Origin of the sequence: Pseudomonas sp. Root562, from assembly GCF_001427125.1 — a bacterium.
Classification (GTDB): domain Bacteria; phylum Pseudomonadota; class Gammaproteobacteria; order Pseudomonadales; family Pseudomonadaceae; genus Aquipseudomonas.
Map to the genome: position 1 here is coordinate 1 of NZ_LMGK01000016.1, position 22,873 is coordinate 22,873.

16 protein-coding genes are annotated in these 22,873 nt (G+C 58.9%); 13 read left to right on the plus strand and 3 right to left on the minus strand.

Features of this window, described 5'->3' with window-relative positions; translation table 11 throughout:
- Nucleotides 1-249: 249 nt before the first annotated feature.
- On the minus strand, nt 250-1,644 hold the full coding sequence (locus tag ASD60_RS13550; RefSeq protein ID WP_056854495.1) for a PhoH family protein: 1,395 nt from the start codon (nt 1,642-1,644) through the stop codon (nt 250-252).
- Between the two features lie 335 nt (nt 1,645-1,979).
- The gene (locus tag ASD60_RS13555; RefSeq protein ID WP_056854496.1) at nt 1,980-3,104 is read right to left on the minus strand and encodes a polysaccharide deacetylase family protein; all 1,125 of its coding nucleotides are present in this window, start codon (nt 3,102-3,104) and stop codon (nt 1,980-1,982) included.
- Nucleotides 3,105-3,453: 349 nt separating this feature from the next.
- On the opposite strand from ASD60_RS13555, the gene yaaA reads away from it, so the two are divergent.
- The 13 genes from yaaA to ASD60_RS13620 all read left to right on the plus strand — a co-directional run bounded on the left by yaaA (nt 3,454) and on the right by ASD60_RS13620 (nt 21,716).
- Nucleotides 3,454-4,233 (plus strand): peroxide stress protein YaaA, encoded by a 780-nt coding sequence (gene yaaA / locus ASD60_RS13560; RefSeq protein ID WP_056854497.1) that lies wholly within the window; start codon nt 3,454-3,456, stop codon nt 4,231-4,233.
- Between the two features lie 822 nt (nt 4,234-5,055).
- Entirely contained in the window at nt 5,056-6,372 is a 1,317-nt protein-coding gene (locus ASD60_RS13565) for a nucleotide sugar dehydrogenase (protein ID WP_056854498.1), read from the plus strand.
- Nucleotides 6,373-6,524: 152 nt separating this feature from the next.
- Nucleotides 6,525-8,006 carry a mannuronan synthase gene (gene alg8, locus ASD60_RS13570; RefSeq protein WP_056854499.1) on the plus strand — a complete coding sequence of 494 codons (1,482 nt, stop codon included), beginning with the start codon at nt 6,525-6,527 and terminating at the stop codon, nt 8,004-8,006.
- 36 nt (nt 8,007-8,042) lie between these two features.
- Nucleotides 8,043-9,212, plus strand: a complete 1,170-nt coding sequence (locus ASD60_RS13575; protein WP_056854500.1) for an alginate biosynthesis protein Alg44 — start codon at nt 8,043-8,045, stop codon at nt 9,210-9,212.
- Between the two features lie 9 nt (nt 9,213-9,221).
- The gene (gene algK, locus ASD60_RS13580) at nt 9,222-10,748 is read left to right on the plus strand and encodes an alginate biosynthesis TPR repeat lipoprotein AlgK (RefSeq protein WP_177336580.1); all 1,527 of its coding nucleotides are present in this window, start codon (nt 9,222-9,224) and stop codon (nt 10,746-10,748) included.
- Nucleotides 10,745-12,229, plus strand: a complete 1,485-nt coding sequence (locus ASD60_RS13585; protein WP_056854501.1) for an alginate export family protein — start codon at nt 10,745-10,747, stop codon at nt 12,227-12,229. Before algK ends, ASD60_RS13585 begins: the two co-directional genes overlap by 4 nt.
- Nucleotides 12,230-12,255: 26 nt before the next feature.
- Nucleotides 12,256-13,845: a mannuronan 5-epimerase AlgG gene (algG, locus tag ASD60_RS13590; RefSeq protein WP_056854502.1), complete on the plus strand. Its 1,590-nt coding sequence runs from the start codon at nt 12,256-12,258 to the stop codon at nt 13,843-13,845.
- A gap of 10 nt (nt 13,846-13,855) precedes the next feature.
- Nucleotides 13,856-15,307: an alginate O-acetyltransferase gene (locus ASD60_RS13595; RefSeq protein ID WP_056854503.1), complete on the plus strand. Its 1,452-nt coding sequence runs from the start codon at nt 13,856-13,858 to the stop codon at nt 15,305-15,307.
- Nucleotides 15,308-15,315: 8 nt separating this feature from the next.
- Nucleotides 15,316-16,431 (plus strand): mannuronate-specific alginate lyase, encoded by a 1,116-nt coding sequence (locus ASD60_RS13600; protein WP_056854504.1) that lies wholly within the window; start codon nt 15,316-15,318, stop codon nt 16,429-16,431.
- 201 nt (nt 16,432-16,632) lie between these two features.
- Nucleotides 16,633-18,198 carry an MBOAT family O-acyltransferase gene (locus ASD60_RS13605; RefSeq protein WP_056854505.1) on the plus strand — a complete coding sequence of 522 codons (1,566 nt, stop codon included), beginning with the start codon at nt 16,633-16,635 and terminating at the stop codon, nt 18,196-18,198.
- Between the two features lie 11 nt (nt 18,199-18,209).
- Nucleotides 18,210-19,385 carry an alginate O-acetyltransferase gene (locus ASD60_RS13610; protein ID WP_056854506.1) on the plus strand — a complete coding sequence of 392 codons (1,176 nt, stop codon included), beginning with the start codon at nt 18,210-18,212 and terminating at the stop codon, nt 19,383-19,385.
- A 17-nt stretch (nt 19,386-19,402) separates the two neighbouring features.
- The gene (locus tag ASD60_RS13615) at nt 19,403-20,056 is read left to right on the plus strand and encodes an alginate O-acetyltransferase AlgF (RefSeq protein WP_056854507.1); all 654 of its coding nucleotides are present in this window, start codon (nt 19,403-19,405) and stop codon (nt 20,054-20,056) included.
- Between the two features lie 208 nt (nt 20,057-20,264).
- Nucleotides 20,265-21,716: a mannose-1-phosphate guanylyltransferase/mannose-6-phosphate isomerase gene (locus ASD60_RS13620; protein ID WP_056854508.1), complete on the plus strand. Its 1,452-nt coding sequence runs from the start codon at nt 20,265-20,267 to the stop codon at nt 21,714-21,716.
- Between the two features lie 91 nt (nt 21,717-21,807).
- Here ASD60_RS13620 and ASD60_RS29655 read toward each other — a convergent pair.
- Nucleotides 21,808-22,873: RHS repeat-associated core domain-containing protein (locus ASD60_RS29655; RefSeq protein ID WP_162250577.1), on the minus strand; the 1,066-nt coding region annotated here is incomplete at its 5' end.

Sequence of the window (22,873 nt, forward strand, 5' to 3'; positions counted from 1 at the left end):
AACTCGCGGGTGTAGACCTTTCTTTCGTTCATGGAACCTCCAAGTTGGCGAAATCATATCGCCCTTAAGAGGTGACCGGAATTATTAGGCCAGTTCAGCCTGCTCGCGAAAAACGCAAGAACAACGTGGTCATTCAGGCAACACGCATTATCGTTCACGTCCATCGCGAGCAGGCTCGCTCCTACAGGGGTTATATGTCGGGCATAAGAATCCGGGCGGCTTTGTCGGCCGCCCGGTTTGGGTGAAGGATTACAAATGCGATTCGGCGTATTCGGCCAGGATCGAACGAGGCACCCCTTGCAGGGTGATGTGCACCCCGTTCGGGAAATCCTTGAAGCGCTCAGTGAGGTAGGTCAGCCCGGAACTGGTCGCGGACAGGTAAGGGGTGTCGATTTGCGCCAGGTTGCCCAGGCACACCACTTTCGAACCGGCGCCGGCACGGGTGATGATGGTTTTCATCTGGTGCGGCGTGAGGTTCTGGCATTCATCGATCAGGATCAGACTCTGCTGGAAGCTGCGGCCCCGAATGTAGTTGAGGGATTTGAACTGCAACGGCACTTTGCTGAGGATGTAGTCGACGCTGCCATGGGTGCTTTCGTCATCCATGTGCAAGGCTTCGAGGTTGTCGGTGATGGCGCCCAGCCACGGCTCCATTTTTTCCGCTTCGGTGCCGGGCAGGAAACCGATTTCCTGGTCCAGGCCCTGCACGCTGCGGGTGGCGATGATCCGCCGGTAACGCTTGCTGACCATGGTCTGCTCGATCGCAGCCGCCAGTGCCAGAATGGTTTTACCGGAACCGGCAGCACCGGACAGGTTGACCAGGTGGATATCCGGATCCAGCAAGGCGTAGAGCGCCAGGCTCTGGTAAATGTCCCGTGGTTTCAGACCCCAGGCTTCCTGGTGCAGCAGCGGCTCCTGGTGCAGGTCCAGGATCAGCAATTTATCTTCCTCGATCTCCTTGATCCAGCCGACAAAACCTTGCTCGTCGATGATGAACTCGTTGATGTGCACCGCCGGCAGGTTGTCGATCAGTTGCACCTGATGCCAGGTGCGTCCATGGTCCTGGCGGGTTTCGACCTTGCTCACGCGGTCCCAGAAAGAGCCGGTCATGTTGTGGTAGCCGTTGGGCAGCAGCGACACGTCGTCGACCAGTTGGTCGGTGCTGTAGTCCTCGGCCGCGATCCCACAAGCTCGGGCCTTGAGGCGCATGTTGATATCTTTGGTGACCAGCACTACCGGCAATTTCGGATCGCGCGCGTGCAGGTCGATCAACTGGTTGATGATGATGTTGTCGTTCAGGTGCTCGGGCAGAATGATGTTCGGCTCGGCACGCTTGCTCATCAGAATTGACAGCAAGCCCTTCGGCCCGCTCTTGCCTCGCTGGATCGGCACGCCCTGTTCAACGTCCTCGGGTGAGGCATCGCCCAGGGTCTTGTCGATCAGCCGGATGGCCTGACGGCATTCGGCGGCAACGCTGTGATGGCCGCTCTTGAGCTTGTCCAGCTCTTCCAGCACGGTCATCGGGATGGCGACGTGGTGTTCTTCGAAGTTGAGCAGCGCGTTTGGATCGTGAATCAATACGTTGGTATCGAGTACATAAAGGATTGGCTGGTTGGAAGAAGAGCTACGTCCGTGATCATCCATACTCGGTCACCTTTGTCAGAGCCAGTCGACGCAATACCTTGGCGGTGCTGCGCCTCGAAGTGGCCGCCGAATCTCACCAGCACAGATCCTAGTGACTGCAAACAAACGGGTCTTGGAAGACGCCACCTGTGTTGCAGGTTTCGGCGGTCTGTCTTCGTAATACTCCAAAACCCATGACAGAAAAAAGCACTTTGACGTTTTTTTGAAGTTTATTTTTCAGAGTGACGAAAAGCGCTTGGCGGACTGCCATCACCCGTTTAAAGTCGGAGATCAACCTGCAACGAATCCCCTCCTGAAATCGCCTTTTGCCCAATGTTTACGGGGTTTTGACCTTTTCAGCGAAACCCGCTCTGACAGTCTTCCCAACCGATCCCGCTTTGCGACGTTTGCGTCATCAGCCAAGGCAGCGCCGTTTTCACGCCATCCTGCTTCACATTGAAATTGATCACGCCATGACGCCACAGCAGCATCAAGGTCAGCACCCGCTGTGCGCTCTGATTGGCCTTGAGTTTGCCTGCGCCGTCCTGGGCATCGATATCCCATAGCGCCACCTGCAAGCCCTGAGCCTTGAAGAAACCTTCGGCATCGGCGCGGCGCTGACCATCGGGCGGGCGAAACAGCGGCACAAAATTTTCCGGCAGCTTGCCTTTGATCAGCTCGACACTGCGCCGCACAGAGTCCTGCCAGTCCTGCCAGTGGCTGTGGGAACGAAACTCCCAGCCTTGCACACCGACGCATTGGGCCGAGTACGTCGATTGCAGGCTGGCGACCGAACGCTCCGTCAGCCGGGCCTGGATGTCCCTGCCGAGCACGAAGAACGTGCCGCTCATGTTGGCCTTGCGCAGGTACTCGCTGACCCAGGCCGTGTTATCCGGTGCTGCATTGGCCGCGCTGTCGAACGTCAGCAAAAACAACCGGTCATGCATTGCCTCGCCGTTGCGCTCAAAGTCACCAAAACGATCGACTTCGCTGCTGGTCTGCGGGAAGAGCGCAGCCTTGCGCAGTTGCTCGTCGAGGTACTGGCCATGGAACGCACGACTCGGTTCCGCCCAACGGGTGTAGTAGCTGTCTTCGCTGATCTGGAACTTGGCGGCTTGTTCACGCAGGGTGGGCATGTCCTCGACCAGGAAACAGAAGGACGCATCCTGATCGCAGCTCTGTTGAGCGAAATTGTAATTGGCAAGCAAGCGCTGCCACAGGCGTTGGCGAACCCGGTTGACCGAGTCCAGATTGATCGTGCGCAAGCCCAAACGCTGGGCCAACGCGGGTTCGTCGAGGGACTCGCTGGCCAGCAGCACACTGGCGAACATGAGGATTTCCGCACGCGAGGCGACATCGAACAATGTCGGGTTGCCGAGTTGTTCCGGCCAGGTGCTGCGATCGAGCGTCGCCACGTCGCCCGGCGCCGCCAGGGCGCCGAAGCTCAAAAGCCAGGCCGAGAGTAGAAAAACAATGCGCAATGGGATGTCTCCATAACAAAACCCGCGCGGCACTATAGCTGATCCGACCGCAACTCCCGCAGCCAAGCCGAACGCCTTGTGCGAGGGAGCTTGCTCCCGCAGCCAAGCCGACTCATTGTGGCGAGGGAGCTTGCTCCCGCTGGGCTGCGAAGCAGACCCAACCCGGCGACCTCATTCCGCCAGGCTAAATACGTGCCCCTTCTTGCAACCGCTTCGCGCTCGAGCGCGAGCAAGCTCCCTCGCCACAGAAGCCCATACTGGCAAACCATCGATCACCTATCACCTTGATAGCTGGAGTCATTGAGGCCAACCCCCTAGAATCGCCGCCACGATTAAAGGAGACGACTTCATGCTGATGGTGATTTCCCCCGCCAAGACCCTCGACTACGAAACACCGCCGGCGACGCAGCGCTTTACCCAGCCGCAGTATCTGGACCACTCCCAGGAACTGATCATGCAGCTGCGCGACCTGACGCCGGCGCAGATCAGCGAGTTGATGCACGTCTCCGACAAAATCGGCGGCCTCAACGCTGCGCGCTTCGGCAGCTGGACACCCGTCTTCACTCCGGATAACGCCAAGCAGGCGCTACTGGCGTTCAAGGGCGATGTGTACACCGGGCTGAATGCGCAAACCTTCAGCGAAGCCGATTTCGATTACGCCCAGCAACACCTGCGCATGCTATCGGGCTTGTACGGCCTGCTGCGCCCACTGGATTTGATGCAACCGTATCGGCTGGAAATGGGCACCAAACTGGCCAATGCCCGTGGCAAGGACCTGTACGCCTTCTGGGGCACGCGGATCAGCGAATGGTTGAACGAAGCCCTGGCCGATCAAGGTGACGACGTATTGCTCAACCTCGCGTCCAACGAGTATTTCTCGGCGGTCAAACGCAGCGCCTTGAACGCGCGCATTATCAATACCGAGTTCAAGGACCTCAAGAACGGTCAGTACAAGATCATCAGCTTCTATGCGAAAAAGGCCCGAGGCATGATGAGTCGCTTCGTCATCGAAGAACGCATCGACGACCCGGCAGCGCTCAAAAACTTTGATGTGCAGGGCTATCGTTACAGCGCCGAGCAGTCAAAACCGGACAGTCTGGTGTTCCTGCGCGACCACGCACCAGAGTGATGCGCAAGCACCGCGCAGGAAGGGTCAACCCCCCTCCTGCGCCGTCACTGATCGTCCGACAATCTCCCCGCCAGTTCGCCAGTCAATTGGCGCCAAAAAACCATCGATCATTTTTCTAACTTTAGTTTCACTCGACTTCAATCATTTTTTTACGTAGTGGCACTGACTTTTTTTAACAGTAGTGGCACAAAAATATCCCCTCCGACGATCCGCCTATATATAAAGGGCGAAACGGCAAGTGCTATCAAAATGAGAGCAGTGCCATCTTTCTCAATATTTCAAAAAATTTCAGATTTCGCGATGGGCGGGCTGGAACTATGTCCAAATGCACCGCTCATACCACCGGTAACGATTCTCGCCGAGACTGTACGAGATAACTTACGCAGAGAAGTGATTCATGTAGCGAAGTTGCAATACAAACTTTCGCCAACTAATCCCTGATTTGGGCAACATCAAGCGGACAGGAGATAACGCATTAACACTATCCCCTACAAGGCCAAGGCCGCGCCCCTATAAACGTGCTCACCCGAGCACCCAACCGCTTGATCCACGGGCTATCTGCCTGAGATCGAGCGCGCAGCACCCGTGCACGAACACCCTCTGAACAGGGGGGGTGGCTGCATAACAGGGCAAGTCATAACAACAAGGCCTAGTTGCGCACACCTTGAGTGCACTTATTTAGACACTCGGAACTTTTATGCCAGCACACGGCACAGCTGCGCCTGTAAGCCGCACTTCCGAGTGCACTTTGACCGCTGAAAACATTAACTCCGGCCATCTAATGGCTTGGTAAAACACAAGCTTGATAACGAGGTAATTTCGATGCGCATCAGCATATTTGGTTTGGGTTACGTTGGCGCAGTGTGTGCCGGTTGCCTGTCTGCACGGGGTCATGACGTCGTTGGCGTCGATGTTGCCAAAGACAAGATCGATATGATCAACGCGGGCAAATCGCCAATCGTTGAACCAGGCCTGGGTGAACTTCTGGCGCAAGGTATCCAGACCGGTCGCCTGCGTGGCACCACCAATTTCGCCGAGGCGATTCGCGACACCGACCTGTCGATGATCTGCGTCGGCACGCCGAGCAAGAAGAACGGCGACCTGGAGCTGAACTACATCGAAGCCGTGTGCCGCGAGATCGGTTTTGTCCTGCGTGACAAGTCCACCCGCCACACCATCGTGGTGCGCAGCACCGTGTTGCCGGGCACCGTGGCCAACGTGGTCATCCCGATTCTCGAAGACTGCTCCGGCAAGAAGGCCGGCGTTGATTTCGGCGTGGCCGTGAACCCTGAGTTCCTGCGTGAAAGCACCGCGATTGCCGACTACGACCAGCCGCCGATGACCGTGATCGGTGAGTTCGACAAAGCATCGGGCGACGTTCTGCAATCGCTGTACGAAGAACTCGACGCGCCGATCATTCGCAAGGACATCGCCGTTGCCGAGATGATCAAGTACACCTGCAACGTATGGCACGCCACCAAGGTGACCTTCGCCAACGAGATCGGCAACATCGCCAAGGCTGTCGGCGTCGACGGCCGCGAAGTGATGGACGTGGTTTGCCAGGACAAGACCCTGAACCTGTCGCAGTACTACATGCGTCCAGGCTTCGCTTTCGGCGGTTCCTGCCTGCCCAAAGACGTGCGTGCCCTGACCTACCGCGCCGGTTCGCTGGACGTGGAAGCGCCGCTGCTGAACTCGCTAATGCGCAGTAACGAATCCCAGGTTCAGAACGCCTTCGACATCGTTTCCAGCCACGACAAACGCAAAGTCGCCCTGCTGGGCCTGAGCTTCAAGGCCGGTACCGACGACCTGCGCGAGAGCCCGCTGGTTGACCTGGCGGAAATGCTGATCGGCAAGGGCTACGACCTGAAGATCTATGACAGCAACGTTGAATACGCCCGCGTCCACGGTGCGAACAAGGACTACATCGAGTCGAAGATCCCGCACGTCTCGTCCCTGCTCGATTCCGACTTCGACGCGGTGATCAACAACTCCGACGTGATCATCCTGGGTAACCGTGACGAGAAATTCCGCGCCCTGGTCAAGGACGTTCCGCACGGCAAGCAGGTGATCGACCTGGTCGGCTTCATGTCCAAGGCCACCAGCGTCAGCGGCCGCACCGAAGGCATCTGCTGGTAACACGGAATCCCGTCTCGGATAGCGCACTTTCGCGCATGAAAAACCTGTAGGAGCAAGGCTTGCCCGCGATGGCGATCTCAAGTGTGTCATCGCCGGCAAGCCGCGCTCCTACAGGGGGCGAGGGGCTCGCAAATGACTTTAGGATTCCGATTATGCACAGGCTAAAGCACGGCCTACTCCAGGCCGCCGGTTGGCTGTTTTATCTAAGTTTACTGATGGGCATCGCCATGGCGTTGCCTGTGTCCACATTCGACTCCGAGTCGAAGGACTTCATTTTCCTGATCGGTATCGTCGGTATCTGGCGCTACTCGATGGGTGCCACGCACTTCCTGCGCGGCATGCTGTTTCTGTACGTGGTCTACCCGCACCTGCGGCGCAAAGTGCGCAAGCTGGGTAAAGCGGCGGACCCGTCCCACGTGTTCCTGATGGTCACCAGTTTCCGTATCGACGCCCTGACCACCGCACAGGTCTACAGCTCGGTGATTCGCGAAGCGATCGACTGCGGCCTGCCGACCACCATGGTCTGCTCCATCGTGGAAATGTCCGATGAGCTGCTGGTGAAAAGCCTGTGGAAACGGATGAATCCGCCACCGCATGTGAAGCTCGACTTCGTGCGCATTCCCGGCACCGGCAAGCGCGATGGCCTGGCTTACGGTTTCCGCGCCATCTCCCGTCACCTGCCGGATGACCGCGCGGTCGTGGCGGTGATCGACGGCGATACCGTGCTCGGCGAAGGCGTCGTGCGCAAGACCGTGCCGTGGTTCCAACTGTTCGGCAACGTCGGCGGCCTGACCACCAACGAGTTCTGCGAAGTACGCGGCGGCTACATCATGAGCGAATGGCACAAGCTGCGTTTCGCCCAGCGTCACATCAACATGTGCTCGATGGCTTTGTCCAAACGCGTGTTGACCATGACCGGGCGTATGTCGGTGTTCCGCGCCACCGTGGTCACCAACCCGGAATTCATCGCCGACGTGGAAAGCGACTCGCTGCAACACTGGCGCCTGGGTCGCTTCAAGTTCCTGACCGGCGACGACAAATCGAGCTGGTTCAGCCTGATGCGCCTGGGCTACGACACGTTCTACGTGCCCGATGCCGCGATCAACACCGTTGAGCATCCGCCGGAAAAGAGCTTCATCAAGGCCAGCCGCAAGTTGATGTTCCGCTGGTACGGCAACAACCTGCGCCAGAATTCCCGCGCCCTGGGCCTTGGCATCAAGCGCCTCGGTGCGTTCACGTCGGTGGTGCTGTTCGATCAGCGCGTGTCGATGTGGACCTCGCTGCTCGGCCTGACCGTAGCGATCATCGCCAGCTTCAAGTACGGCACCGCCTTCATCCTGGTGTACCTGCTGTGGATCGGTATCACTCGCCTGATCCTGACCCTGTTGCTGTCCTGTTCCGGCCACCGGATCGGGCCGGCTTACCCGGCGATTCTCTATTACAACCAGATCGTCGGCGCGCTGGTGAAGATCTACGTGTTCTTCCGCCTCGACCAACAGTCCTGGACTCGCCAGCCCACATCCCTGACCCGTGATCTCGCCAGCTTTCAACGTTGGTTCAACACCTGGTCGTCTCGGACCATGACCTTCTCCGCCGGCAGCATTTTTGTCGCCGTGCTGCTGATGATGGTCTGACCGCCCCCTTATTGAATTAACAAGGAAATCGCCTCTATGAATACCGCCGTCAATGCCAACGTAGTCCATGAATCCGAAGCCCAGCGCCAACACGCCCGCGTGAAAATTCCGGCCAAGCTGCGTTTCTTCGGCCCCGACCGGACACCGGTCGAAGCGCGAGTGATCGACCTGTCCGCCGGTGGCCTGGCCTTCAATGCCGGGCAACTGCCACTGAAGGTCGGCGACAAATACAAGGCTCGTCTGCAATTCGTCATCGACAACCTTGGCTTGGCCATGGATGTGGAGCTGCAGGTGCGCTCCAATGATCGCGAGACCGGTCGTACCGGTTGCCAGTTCCAGAACCTGGAACCGCAAGACATCTCGACCTTGCGCCACCTGATCACTTCGCACCTGGCCGGCGACATCGTCACCATCGGCGAAGTGCTGGCGACCCTGCAGCGCGACAACTTCACCAAGGCGCGCAAGAGCAAGGACGGCGGCCACGGCATGAGCGCGTTCGGCCGCATGAAAGCCGTGACCTTCAGCCTGGGCATTTTCGTCGTCGGCCTGGCGGCATTCGGTTTCATCTTCAAGTCGGTGTACGGCATGTATTTCGTCAGCCACGCCCAGGCCGGCCTGGTCAGCGTGCCGGGCGTGAACATCACCATGCCCCGCGACGGTACCGTGCAGAGCCTGGTGAAGTCCGATGGCGTGGCCGCCAAGGGCGCACCGCTGGCGACGTTCAGCACCAGCATGCTCGACGTGCTCAAGGGCCATCTGGAAGACGACCAACTGTCGCCAGCCAAAGTTGAAGAACTGTTCGGCAAGCAAATGACCGGCACCCTGACCTCGCCATGCGATTGCACCGTGGCCCAGCAAATGGTCGCCAACGGTCAGTACGCCAGCAAGGGCGACGTGATCTTCCAACTGGTGCCACGCAACACCGAAGCCAACGTTGAAGCGCGCTTCACCTACCGCCAGTTCGGTGACGTATTGCCAGGCACCGCCGTGCGCTTCCAGATCGCCGGTGAAGACAAGACCCGCACCGGCAAGATCGTCAGCAGCACCAGCCTGAAAAGCGCCGACCTGTCGTCCGACATTCGCGTGCTGATCCAGCCTGACGAAGCCCTGGACAGCACCCTCGCCGGCCGCCCGGTTGAAGTCAACAGCGACCGCGGCCCGAACCTGAACTGGCTGATCGACAAAGCCATGGCTGCTGGTCTGTAACCGGAGGACATGCCCGTGATCATCAACAGTCTCCTGAAAACACCGCGATCCCTGTGGGAGCTGGCTTGCCAGCGATCGGATCAACTCGGTTCATCCGATGCACCGCAGCGGTCGAGTGCGACCCCGGCTGATCGCTGGCAAGCCAGCTCCCACAAGGGTCATATGGTGTGCTCGCTGGCTTTGGCAATCAGCCTCAGTGGTTGCGCCGGTCTGCCAGACCAGCGTCTGGCCAACGAAGCGCTCAAGCGCGGCGACACCGCCACCGCGGCAGCGAACTATCAACAGTTGGCAAACCTGGGTTATAGCGAAGCTCAGGTCGGTCTGGCCGATATTCAGGTCGACAGCCGCGACCCAGCGCAAATGAAACAGGCCGAGGCGACCTACCGCGCCGCTGCCAGCGTTTCGCCGCGGGCCCAGGCGCGTCTCGGTCGCCTGCTGGTGGCCAAGCCCGGCTCCACCGAAGCCGAGCAGCACGAAGCCGAGACTCTGCTCAAGAAAGCCGCCGCTGCTGGCGAAGGCAACACCTTGATCCCGTTGGCGATGCTGTACCTGCAGTACCCGCACAGCTTCCCCAACGTGAATGCCCAGCAGCAGATCAGCCAATGGCGCGCCGAAGGCAAGCCGGAAGCCGGTCTGGCGCAAGTGCTGTTGTATCGCACCCAAGGCACTTACGATCAGCACCTGGACGACGTGGAAAAGATCTGCAAAGCCGCGATCAACACCACCGATATCTGCTACGTCGAACTGGCCACGGTCTACCAGAAAAAAGCCCAGCCTGAACAACAGGCCGAGTTGATCAAACAGATGCAGGCCGGTCATGCCCGCGGCACCGTAACGGCCCAACGTGTCGACAGCGTCGCCCGTGTCCTGGCCGATGCGAACCTCGGCACGCCTGACGAAAAAACCGCACAGTCGTTGCTCGAACCGATCGCTCCGGGTTACCCGGCATCGTGGGTCACCCTCGCGCAACTGCTCTACGACTTCCCCGAACTGGGCGACGTCGATCAGATGATGAAGTACCTGGACAACGGCCGCGCTGCCGACCAACCGCGTGCCGAGTTGTTGCTGGGCAAACTCTACTACGAAGGCAAGATGGTCCCGGCCGACGCCAAGGTCGCCGAAGAACACTTCCAGAAAGCCGTCGGCCGCGAAGTCGCCGCCGATTACTACCTCGGCCAGATCTATCGCCGTGGCTACCTGGGCAAGGTCTATCCGCAAAAGGCCCTCGATCACCTGCTGACCGCTGCGCGCAATGGTCAGAACAGCGCCGACTTTGCCATCGCCCAGCTGTTCTCCCAAGGCAAAGGCACCAAGCCTGACCCGCTCAATGCGTACGTCTTCAGCCAATTGGCCAAGGCCCAGAACACTCCGCAGGCCACCGAGCTTGCACAAACACTCGAAGCGCAACTGCCGCCTGCGCAACTGGCCCAAGCCCAACGTCTGTTGAAACAGGAACAGGCCGTGCGCGGCAACTTGAGCCAGAACACGCTGCCGCTGCATGCCCTGCAAGAAGAAGATGGCGAGGAATCCCTATGAAATTGAATCCATTCATGAAGGCCGGTATCGGTCTCACGTTCGCGCTGATCTGGTCTTGCCCGACACTCGCGGCGATGACTGAAGACACCAAGAACTTTGGCCTGGACGTGAAGATCACCGGTCAGTTCGAAGACGACCGTGACCTGGGCACCCAGAGCGGTGGCGATGTCAACGGCCTCGGCCTCGACTTGCGTCCGTGGGTCTATGGCGAAAGCGGCGCGTGGAGCGCCTACGCCATGGGTCAGGCGGTGACGTCTACCGACATCATCGAGACCGACACCCTGCAACAGTCCGACGGTGCCGAGAACACCAACAACAACGACCGCGAAACCAAGAAGAACTACCTGGCGATGCGCGAGTTCTGGGTCGGCTACAGCGGCTTCACGCCCTACCCCGGCGAGATCCTGAAGTTTGGTCGCCAGCGCCTGCGCAATGACGACGGCCAGTGGCGCGACACCAATATCGAGGCCCTGAACTGGACCTTCGACACCACGCTGTTGCGCGCCAACGTGGGTATCGCCGAACGCTTCAGCGAGTACCGCACCGACTTGAAAGAACTGGCCCCTGAAGACAAGGATCGCCTGCACGCTTACGCCGACGCGGCGTACCAGTGGACACCGGGCAACTGGGTCGGCATTCGTGGTCATCACACCCACGACGACGGCAAGCTCGATTACCCGACGCCCGGCGAAGCCAGCGATTCGCTGGACAAGAAACAGAACGGCGACATCAGCTGGCTGGGCCTCACCGCCGACAGCGACGCCTACAACTGGCGCAACACCAACACCGTCAACTACTGGGGCAGCATCACCGGCATGAGCGGTGACCGCGACACGGTCAACCCGCTGAACGCCGATGGCAGCGCTCCGGCGCAAGCCAAGCGCAGCGGCGATGTCGACGGCTGGGCCACGGACCTGGGCGTGCGTCTGCGCCTCGATCCGCAATGGCAAGTGGGTGCGGCCTATGCCCGTGCCAGCGAAGACTACGAACAGAACGGCCTGGAAAGTAACCGCTCGAACTACACCGGTACCCGCTCGCGCGTGCACCGTTTCGGCGAAGCGTTCCGTGGCGAAATGAACAACCTGCAATCGGCAACGCTGTTCGGTTCGTGGATGCTCAACGACGAATACGACGCCAGCCTGATCTACCACAAATTCTGGCGTGTCGACGGCAACAAACCGGTCGGCAGCAACGGCATCGACGCTGTGCAGAACAACACCGACGACGTGACCGGCGCAATCCTTTCCAGCACCTCCCTGCCGCTGAACGATGGCGAGAAAGACCTCGGTCAGGAAATGGATCTGGTCGTCACCAAGTACTTCAAGCAAGGCTTGCTGCCGGCTTCGATGAGCCAGGCGATCGACGAGCCTTCGGCGCTGGTGCGCTTGCGTGGCGGCGTGTTCAAGCCGGGTGATGCGTACGGCAAGGAAGTCGACTCGTACATGCACCGCGCATTCATCGACGTGATCTGGCGCTTCTGATGCACATTGCGAAGGGAGTCTCCCAGATGAATCATCAAGCCCGAAAAGGCTCGATCAGCCTGTTGGCCGGCGCCATGCTGCTGGCCAGCGCGACTGCCTTCGCCAATGTGGAGCCAGCGGCTCCTCTAGCCGGCAAGCAGGCGACCGTGGCCAAGGAGCTGCAACAGGCCAAGACCTATACCGTCAGCAGTGCACCGACCGCGCCGCTGGAACTGGCCACGCCGAAGCTGCCGGACGTTTCCGGCTACACCGCCGAGGCCATCGCGGCGAAAATCGTGCGCGGCAAAGCGGGCAAGATCAGTGTGCGCCGGATGATGCAGGAAGACGCTCTGAAGGACTTCATCGGCGGCGACAACAAGATGGCCGAATGGGTGGTGCGCCAGCACGGCATCCCTCAGGCGATCTTTGTCGACGACGGCTACATGAACCTCAAGGACCTGGCGAAGAAGCTGCCCAAGCAGTATTTCAGCGAAACCTCGCCGGGTGTGTTCCTGGCCAGATTGCCGATCGTGGTCGGCCGTAACGGCATCCTCGAAATCGACAAACAGACCCAGGAATTGCGTCTGTCCCAAGAAGCCGGTTCGTTCCTGGTCAACGACGGCAAATTGTTCGTGCGTGACACCAGGATCACTGGCTGGCGCGAGAAGGACAACGGCCCGGCGACGTTCAAGTCGCCAAAGGAATTCCGTCCGTTCCTGCTGGCATGGGGCGGCACCGAGACCTACATCGCCAACAGCAAGCTCGCCAGTTTCGGTTATGCCAACAGTAAGTCCTACGGCGTGAGTATTTCCCAGTACACGCCGAACATGGCCAAGGTGCTCAAGCGTCCTGAGCCGACCGGCTGGATCGTCGGTTCCGAATTCTCGGACATGTGGTACGGCTTCTACTGCTACGAAACCAGCAACTTCGTAGTCAAGGGCAACACCTACAAAGACAACATCGTCTACGGCATCGACCCCCACGACCGTTCCCACGGCCTGATCATTGCCGACAACACGGTGTACGGAACGAAGAAGAAGCACGGGATCATTATTTCCCGTGAAGTCAACGACAGCTTCATCTTCAACAACCGCAGCTACGACAACAAGTTGTCGGGCCTGGTGATCGACCGTAACAGCGTCAACAACCTGATCGCCTACAACGAGATCTACCAGAACCACACCGACGGCATCACCCTCTACGAGAGTGCCGACAACCTGCTGTGGGGCAACAAAGTCGTCAGCAACCGCCGCCACGGCATCCGCATTCGTAACAGCGTGAACATTCGCCTCTACGAAAACATCGCCATGGCCAACGGTTTGACCGGCGTCTATGGCCACATCAAAGACCTGACCAACACCGACCGAGACATCAAGCTCGACCCGTTCGACGCCCAGGTGTCGCTGATCGTGGTCGGCGGTGAACTGGCGGCCAACGGCAGCGGCCCGCTGTCCATCGACTCGCCGCTGAGCGTCGAGTTGTATCGCGTGTCCATGCTCGCCCCGACCAAATCCAGTGGCATCAGCTTCTCGGGGATTCTCGGTGAGCGCCAGGATGAAATTCTCGACTTGCTGGTACGCCAGCAGAAAGCCGTGCTGATCGACCCTGTCGAACGCCAGACCGAAATGCAGGACTGAGGATAATTTTATGCACCCACACTTGATCAAATTACTCAGCCTGTCGGCCCTGACCGCGGGCATTCTCGCGGCCAGTGGCGGCGCCCGTGCCGATGAAGTCCAGGCACCCAAATTTTCCGCTGAACCGTGCTGCAGCCTCTGCCCGGCCGCTCACGATGCGAAGAATTACACCACACGTTATCAGCAGAATTTCACCACGCTGGTGCAGGCCCAGGGCGACTGGTTGTTCCGTACGCAAGAAGACTTGCGCACCGAGTTCGACACCACCCCCGCCGGCTACAAACGCATGAAACAACTGCACGATGCGTTCAAGAGCAAAGGCGTGGAACTGGTCATCGTTTACCAGCCGACCCGTGGCCTGGTGAACCGCAACAAGCTCAACCCGGCGGAGAAAGCCAGCTACGACTTCGACAAGGCGTTGCGCAACTACAAGACCATGCTCGGCCGTTTCGCGCAGATGGGTTACGTAGTGCCGGACCTGTCGCCGCTGACCAACGAACAACTGCCCGAGACCCTGCCCGCCCACGACTTTTACTTCCGCGGCGACCAGCACTGGACACCGTACGGCGCGCAGCGCACAGCGAAAATCGTTGCCGAAAAGGTCAAGCAGATCCCGGCCTTCGCCGACATTCCCAAGCGTGAATTCGAGACCCATAAGTCGGGTCGCATGGGCAAGACCGGAACATTGCACAACATGGCCGGTCAACTCTGTGGCACCAGCTACGCGATCCAGTACATGGATCAATTCACCACCGAGCCAAAAGGTGAAGCAGGCGATGGCGATCTGTTCGGCGACTCCGGCAATCCGGAGATCACCCTGGTCGGCACCAGCCACAGTGGCAAGAACTACAACTTCGCCGGTTTCCTCGAAGAGGCCATCGGCGCCGACATTCTCAACGTGGCGTTCCCCGGCGGTGGCCTGGAAGGTTCGATGCTGCAGTACCTGGGCAGCGAGGAGTTCCAGAAGAACCCACCGAAAATTCTCATCTGGGAATTCTCGCCGCTCTATCGCCTCGACCAGGAAACCATCTACCGCCAGATGATGGCGTTGCTGGACAACGGTTGCGAAGGCAAGGATGCACAGATGTCCGGGAGCGCCACCCTGAAGCCGGGCAAAAACGAATTGATGGTCAACAGCAAAAACCTCGACCTGCGTAACAGCAGTCACCAGGTCGACATCCGCTTCGCCGACACGTCGGTGAAAACCTTGCAAGCCACCCTCTGGTACATGAACGGTCGCCACGAGGACATCAAGATCGAAAAACCGGAAACCTCCGAGACTGACGGACGTTTCGCCTTCGAGTTGCGCACGGACGAAGACTGGGCCTCGCAGAATCTGCTGGCCGTTGAAGTCCAGGGCCCGGAAAAAGCGGGCGCCGCGCCACAGAAAGTCGAAGCGAAAATCTGCAAACGCAACGTGTTCCCGGGCGCTGAGCAACGTACCGCTTCAGCCGGGCAATGAGGTCTGCTATGCGAAATCCGAAACTGGCAACACTGACGCTTTTGAGCCTGGCGATGTTCGCCGGTGCGACCCAGGCGGCGGCGCCTTTGCGTCCGCCACAGGGTTACTTCGCGCCGATCGAGAAAGTCAAAACCGGCGACAAGAGCGAAGGCTGCGAAGCAATGCCGACGCCGTACACCGGCTCGCTGCAATTTCGCAGCAAGTACGAAGGTTCGGACAAGGCCCGTTCGACCCTGAACGTACAATCGGAAAAAGCCTTCCGCGACAGCACCGCCGATATCACCAAGATCGAGCGCGGCACCAGCAAGCGCGTCATGCAATTCATGCGTGACGGTCGCCCGGAACAACTGGAATGCACGCTCAACTGGCTTACGGCATGGGCCAAGGCGGATGCGTTGATGTCCAAGGACTTCAACCACACCGGCAAGTCGATGCGCAAATGGGCACTGGGCAGCATGGCGTCCTCGTACATTCGCCTGAAGTTTTCCGACTCCCGTCCGCTGGCCAATCATCAGCAAGAGTCGCAGCTGATCGAGGCCTGGTTCAGCAAGATGGCCGACCAGGTGGTCAGCGATTGGGACAACCTGCCGCTGGAAAAAACCAACAACCATTCGTACTGGGCCGCCTGGTCGGTGATGGCCACCGCCGTCGCCACCAACCGCCGCGACCTGTTCGACTGGGCCGTGAAGGAATACAAGGTCGGCGCCAATCAGGTCGACGCCCAGGGCTTTTTGCCTAACGAACTCAAGCGTCAGCAACGTGCGTTGGCCTACCACAACTATGCCCTGCCGCCGCTGGCGATGATCGCCAGTTTCGCCCAGGTCAACGGTGTGGACCTGCGCCAGGAAAACAACGGCGCGTTGAAACGCCTGGGTGATCGGGTACTCGCCGGGGTCAAGGATCCGGACGAATTCGAGCAGAAGAACGGTAAGGAACAGGACATGACCGACCTCAAGGTCGATTCGAAATTCGCCTGGCTCGAACCGTTCTGCTCGCTCTACACCTGCGCGCCGGACGTACTTGAGAAGAAGCATGACATGCAACCGTTCAAGACTTTCCGCCTGGGTGGTGACTTGACCCGGGTCTACGACCCGGCCAATGAAAAGGGCAAAAAGGGCAGTTGAGTCAACGCTGATCGTTCCCACGCTCTGCGTGGGAATGCAGCCCGTGACGCTCCGCGTCACATGCCGAAGCGGACGCAGAGCGTCCATTGAGGCATTCCCACGCAGAGCGTGGGAACGATCATGTACCTCCCCCGGTTTTCGGTGGGGGGTTTGGGGGGGCCGTTGGCCCTTGACTGTTGGTTCAAACAAGGAGAGATCGGGATGGTTTTTTCGTCCAACGTGTTCCTGTTTTTGTTCTTGCCGATCTTTCTCGGCTTGTACTACCTGAGCGGGCAACGCTATCGCAATCTGTTGCTGCTGATTGCCAGCTACGTGTTCTATGCCTGGTGGCGTGTGGACTTTCTGGCGCTGTTCGCAGCGGTCACGCTGTGGAACTACTGGATCGGCCTGAAGGTCGGTGCCGCCGGTGTCCGGACCAAACCGGCACAACGCTGGTTGCTGCTCGGCGTGGCTGTCGACCTGTGCATCCTCGGCTACTTCAAGTACGCCAACTTCGGCGTCGACAGCATCAACGCGATGATGACGTCGGTGGGCCTGGAGCCGTTCATTCTGACCCACGTGCTGTTGCCGATCGGTATCTCGTTCTACATCTTCGAGTCCATCAGCTACATCATCGACGTCTACCGTGGCGACACCCCGGCGACCCGCAACCTGATCGACTTCGCGGCGTTCGTGGCGATCTTCCCGCACTTGATCGCAGGTCCCGTGTTGCGTTTTCGCGACCTCGCCGACCAGTTCAACAACCGCACGCACACCCTCGACAAATTCTCCGAGGGCTGCACGCGGTTCATGCAGGGTTTCATCAAGAAAGTCTTCATCGCCGACACCCTCGCGGTGGTGGCCGACCATTGCTTCGCCCTGCAAAACCCGACCACGGGCGATGCCTGGCTGGGGGCACTGGCCTACACCGCGCAGTTGTACTTCGACTTCTCCGGCTACAGCGACATGGCCATCGGCCTGGGCTTGATGATGGGTTTCCGCTTCATGGAAAACTTCAAGCAGCCGTACATCAGTCAGTCGATCACCGAGTTCTGGCGCCGCTGGCACATCAGCCTGTCGACCTGGTTGCGTGACTATCTGTACATCACCCTGGGCGGCAACCGTAAAGGCACGCTGACCACCTATCGCAACCTGTTCCTGACCATGCTGCTCGGTGGCCTGTGGCACGGCGCCAACATCACCTACATCGTCTGGGGTGCGTGGCACGGCATGTGGCTGGCGATTGAAAAGGCCCTGGGCCTGAACACTTCGCCGCGCAGCTTCAACCCGATCCGCTGGGCGCTGACCTTCCTGCTGGTGGTGATGGGCTGGGTGATCTTCCGTGCGGAAAACCTGCATGTCGCCGGACGCATGTACGGCGCGATGTTCAGCTTCGGCGACTGGTCGCTGTCGGAACTCAACCAGGCCAGCCTCACCGGTCTGCAAGTGGCAACGCTGATCGTCGCCTACGTGACCCTGGCGTTCTTTGGCCTGCGTGACTTCTACAGCAACCAGCCTGCGGGCAAGACCAAGCCTGCGCTGAACGTGGACAGCGATGGCCCGGCCGCCAGCGAACCGGGTCTGATCAAGGCCGCGCCTGGGGATAACCCGGCGAGCATCCACCAGCCTGGCTACACCGTCGGCGTCGACGCCCAGGTGCAACCGGCCTACTGGACCGCTGACTGGTCGCGCTACGTGATGCGTGCGCTGGTGCTGCTGCTGTTCATCGCCTCGATTCTCAAACTCTCGGCGCAAAGCTTCTCGCCGTTCCTTTACTTCCAGTTCTGAGGGATCTGACCATGACCCGCTCATTACGCATCTTTTACATCGCCCTGTTCCTGGTGACGCTGCTCGCCCTCGGCCTGTGGTCGGTTCGCAGCTTCCTGGGCTTCAGCACCAACGCCGATGCGACGGTGCTCAACGGCCGCTGGACCAAGGCGGTGGAAACCCACTACGACGACGAGTTTCCGATCAAGCGTCTTGGCACCAACCTCTGGGCGGCGCTGGATTTCAAACTGTTCAACGAAGGTCGTCCGGGCGTGGTGCTCGGGCGCGACCAGTGGTTGTACAGCGATGAAGAATTCCACCCGACCGTCAACGAAGAGCTGAACCTGCAAGGCAACTACGCGCTGGTCGAAGGCGTACGCCAGACCCTCAAAGAGAAAGGCGTGAAACTGGTAATGGCGGTGGTACCGGCCAAGGTGCGTCTGTATCCGGAGCATCTGGGCGAGGAAAAACCGGCCAGCATCCACGCCAACCTTTACCAGGACTTCCACAAGCGTCTGGCTGCCGACCGCATCCTTGCTCCTGACCTGCTTGGCCCGCTGCAACAGGCCAAGCAGAACGGTCAGCAGGTGTTCCTGCGCACCGACACCCACTGGACACCACAAGGTGCCGAGATCGCGGCCAACCGTTTGGCCAAGACCATTGCCGACAAGTACCCGCTGAGCGGCGAGCCACAGCGCTTCGTCACCGAGCCTGCGGAAACCGTTACGCACAAGGGCGACCTGCGGCTGTTCCTGCCACTGGACCCGCTGTTCGAAAACCTGATGCCCAAGCAGGAGCCTCTGCAGAAGCGCAATACGGTCGCGGCTGAAGATCCAGCGGCCGGTGACGACGCGCTGTTTGCCAACACCGAAGTGCCGGTGGCCCTGATCGGCACCAGCTACAGCGCCAACCCCAACTGGAACTTCGTCGGTGCGCTCAAGCAAGCGCTGAACAGCGACGTGGTCAATTACGCCGAAGACGGCCACGGCCCGATTCTGCCAATGCTCAGCTACCTCAAAAGCGATGCTTTCAAGAACAGCCCGCCACAAGTGCTGATCTGGGAGTTTCCTGAACGATATCTGCCTGTGAACAACGAAATCGGCGACGCCGACCCGCAGTGGGTCGCAGAGCTTAAACAAGCCGGCGCCCGCCAACAAAACGTAGCCGCAAACACTAAATCCGAGACGCCCGACCGGGCGCAAAACTGAAAGAGAGAGGTACTACCATGACTTTCACTACTCCTCGTCGTCTCGCCAAGACCTTTGCACTGGTTGCTGGTATGAGTGTGCTCTCGATGCAGGCCTTCGCCGGTGGCGATGCTGCGCTGTACGGCCCGACTGCACCGAAAGGTTCATCCTTCGTGCGTATCTACAACGCCAGCAACGCCGAAGTCAGCGCCACCGTCGGCAGCACCAGCCTGAGCGACGTCGCACCGCTGTCCAGCAGTGACTTCAGCTTCATGCCGGGCGGTGACTACAGCGCCAAGGTCGGTAGCCAGACCCTGCCGGTGAAACTGGCCGGCGATCACTATTACACCCTGGTCAACAACGCCAGCGGCGCGCCGCAACTGATCGAAGAGCCGCCGTTCAAGAACAAGCAGAAATCCCTGGTACGTGTGCAGAACCTCAGCGACAAGGCACTGACCCTGAAAACCGCCGACGGCAAGACCGACGTGGTGCCGAACGTCGCGCCCAAGGGCCGTGGCGAACGTGAAATCAACCCGGTGAAAGTCAGCCTGGCGCTATACGATGGCGCAACTAAAGTCGGCGACGTGAAACCCGTCGCCCTGGAACGCGGTGAAGCGGCAGTGCTGTACGTCACCGGCAACGGCAGCAGCCTGTCGCCAGTCTGGGTAAAACGCCCGGTATCGACGCGCTAATTAATTCGTCCGGTTGACCCATTTCCCTGTGGGAGCGGGCTTGCCCGCGATGCAGACGACTCGGTGAAACAGATGCACCAAGTTGATGCCATCGCTGGCAAGCCAGCTCCCACAGGGATCGAGGAATCAACGGGGACACGGAACAAGAACAAGAGTGAAACGACAGAACGAAGTAGCTCTAACCAAACGATTTGCAAGGAGTAACAACATGATTCCGGTGATCTTGTCAGGTGGTAGTGGCTCACGTCTTTGGCCGCTTTCCCGTAAGCAGTTCCCTAAACAGTTCCTGGCGCTGACCGGCGAACACACGCTGTTCCAGCAAACCCTGGAACGCCTGGTGTTCGAAGGCATGGACACGCCGATCGTGGTCTGCAACAAAGACCACCGCTTCATCGTCAATGAGCAACTGGCGGCCCGCAAACTGGAAACCCAGCGCATCCTGATGGAGCCGTTCGGTCGCAACACTGCGCCGGCCGTGGCCCTGACCGCGATGATGCTGGTTAACGAAGGTCGTGACGAACTGATGCTGGTGCTCCCGGCCGATCACGTACTGGAAGACCAGAAAGCCCTGCAACGCGCCCTGGCCCTGGCCACTGTGGCGGCGGAAAACGGCGAAATGGTGCTGTTCGGCGTACCGGCAACTAAACCGGAAACCGGTTACGGCTACATCAAGTCGACCAACGATTCGCTGCTGCCTGAAGGCGTCAGCCGTGTATCGCACTTCGTCGAAAAACCCGACGTGAAACGTGCCACCGAATACGTGCAATCCGGCGGCTACTTCTGGAACAGCGGCATGTTCCTGTTCCGCGCCAGCCGCTTCCTCGAAGAACTGAAAAAGCACGACCCGGACATCTACGACACCTGCCTGCTGACCCTGGAGCGCAGTGCCCAGGACGCTGACACCGTCAGCATCGACGAAGCCACTTTCGCCTGCTGCCCGGACAACTCCATCGACTACTCGGTGATGGAAAAAACCCAACGCGCCTGCGTCGTACCGCTGACGGCCGGCTGGAGCGATGTCGGCTGCTGGTCGTCGTTGTGGGAAGTGAACGAAAAAGACGCCAACGGCAACGTCACCAAAGGCGACGTGGTCATCCAGGACAGCAAAAACTGCATGATCCACGGCAACGGCAAACTGGTGTCGGTGATCGGCCTGGAAAACATCGTCGTGGTCGAAACCAAGGACGCCATGATGATCGCGCACAAGGACAAGGTCCAAGGCGTGAAACAAATGGTCAACACCCTCAACGAACAGGGCCGCACTGAAACCCAGAACCATTGCGAGGTCTACCGTCCGTGGGGCTCCTACGACTCGGTGGACATGGGCGGCCGCTTCCAGGTCAAGCACATCTCGGTCAAGCCGGGCGCGTGCCTGTCGCTGCAGATGCACCACCACCGTGCCGAACACTGGATCGTCGTCAGCGGCACCGCCGAAGTGACCTGCGACGAAAACGTGTTCCTGCTCACCGAGAACCAGTCGACCTACATTCCGATTGCTTCGGTGCACCGCCTGCGTAACCCGGGGAAGATTCCACTCGAGATCATCGAAGTGCAGTCTGGTAGTTACTTGGGTGAGGACGATATCGAGCGGTTTGAAGATATCTACGGTCGCTCGACCCCGATCGAGCGTGGCGTGTCGGTGAAAACTATCGCGCAATAAACTTCTGTAACTTAAGCCCTCGACCAACTCGCTGCGTTCCCTATCCGGAGCGGTTTGGAAGAGGGCTTTTTATTATCTCGACAGCCGCCCTTTACAGAGGCCGCGCGTCTCCCCATCCAAGGGCCATTGCTTGCGAGCGAGGGTTTATCGCTTGCGTCCTGATTTTTTTTAGATTTACAGTTTCATTAACTTGATTCAACGCATTCATCGTCAAGTAAGTTCCGGCACCACGAAGGCTCAAAGTATCTTTCGCTATCCCTTCTTCATCGATGGCACGACGCAATTGCTCTCCACTCAACTGAGAGCCTGGATCAATCACGGTAAAATCGACCGTCAATTCTGCTTCCTCGTTTTCTAAAGGAAATTTCAGGGTCATCATCGTAAATCCATAAACCTTACGTTGCGCAGGCTCCTTATCACGGTCCTTTTTATTGACTAGCGCAAATAGTCGTGTGTCTGGTTTTCTCCCCGACATCAAATCTATAACCCGTATTATTCCTTCCCGGCTAACAGCATCTGATAGCCGCTCTGAAATATACTCACCAGCCTTGAAATTCCATCTCTGTTTCGCAGCATCTTTGGCTTTCGTAATGATGGGTGACTTAGAGAGACCAGCATATTCCTCCCTGTAACGCCCCAGTGCATCCTTCATTTCGTCTGTATCCATGACGCCTAGCTCCTTTCGCCTGCGCTGATCCTCTCTGGTACCTACCCCGATTTCTACAACTTCAAAATTGTCTCGTCCCTCATATAAGCCTGACGCCTCATCCAAGACTTTTACCGTCTTTTTTTGAAGCTGTGTTTTAAAGAAAAAAAGATTGAAGGTATTAACCTCTATTTCCAGCGTTTTAAGAGCCCCCGACTTAACCTTGCCTGCGGATTTGGAAGGTAGCAGCTCCAGACCATTTTCGTCCCTATAACTGATCGGGTTATTTCTAACCATGTTATACACATTAAGCCCATCGACAGGTCCCGCCGGATCCGGATTCAACCACCGCTGCCACCCCGCCAAGTAATACCTGAACCCATAATAATAAAGCCCCGTCGCATCGCGTTCTTTCCCCGAATAACGCACGGTTTTATAACTGACCTGCACCGCCGCGCCATTTGCCCACGCGGTGCCGCCGAACGGGTAGTAGCGTTCCTGGCTGATGATC